The sequence below is a fragment of the Pseudomonas brassicae genome, from assembly GCF_010671725.1.
In the GTDB taxonomy this organism is placed as follows: Bacteria; Pseudomonadota; Gammaproteobacteria; order Pseudomonadales; family Pseudomonadaceae; genus Aquipseudomonas; species Aquipseudomonas brassicae.
The window spans coordinates 1-844 of the sequence record NZ_JAAHBU010000513.1 but is presented as its reverse complement, the minus strand read 5'-3'; the positions used below and the strand labels follow the sequence as shown (position 1 = coordinate 844).

1 protein-coding gene is annotated in these 844 nt (G+C 66.5%); it reads left to right on the top strand.

What is annotated here, in order from left to right:
* Positions 1-63: 63 nt before the first annotated feature.
* The coding region (gene xseA / locus G3436_RS25470) for an exodeoxyribonuclease VII large subunit (protein WP_163950943.1) at positions 64-844 on the top strand (781 nt) is incomplete at its 3' end.

Sequence of the window (844 nt, the reverse complement as noted above, 5' to 3'; positions counted from 1 at the left end):
TGCCAGCGAAGAGGCCAGAGAGGCCAATACAAAGCCGGGCAAAATCCCTTTATGATGCCCAGCATGATCAAAGACCCCTTCGAAAGACTCGGCCTGGACCGCGAAGTCCTCACCGTCAGCCAGCTCAACGGCCGCGCGCGCGTGCTGCTCGAGGACGTGTTCAGCAATATCTGGGTCGAAGGCGAAATCTCCAACCTCGCCCGCCCCGCTTCCGGCCACGTCTATTTCACCCTCAAGGACAGCGGCGCCCAGGTGCGCTGCGCACTGTTTCGCAACAACGCCGCGCGCGTGCGCCAGGCGCTGCGTGACGGCCTGGCCGTCAAGGTACGCGGCAAGGTCTCGCTGTTCGAAGGCCGTGGTGACTACCAACTGATCCTCGACACGGTGGAGCCCGCCGGCGACGGCGCCCTGCGCCTGGCCTTCGACGCCCTCAAGGAAAAGCTCGGCAACGAAGGCCTGTTCAGCAGCGAGCGCAAACGCGCCCTGCCCGCCCACCCGCAACGCATCGGCATCATTAGTTCGCCCACGGGCGCGGTGATCCGCGACATCATCAGCGTGTTCCGCCGCCGCGCGCCGCAGGTCGAACTGACCCTGATCCCCACCGCCGTGCAAGGCCGCGAAGCCATCAAGCAGATCGTGCGCGCACTGCAACGCGCCGACGCCCAGGGCTTCGACGCGCTGATCCTGGCCCGTGGTGGTGGCTCGCTGGAGGACCTCTGGTGCTTCAACGAAGAGGCCGTGGCCCGCGCCATCGCCGCCTGCGCAACACCGATCGTCAGCGCCGTGGGCCATGAAACCGACGTGTCGATCAGCGACTTCGTCGCCGATGTACGCGCGCCCACGC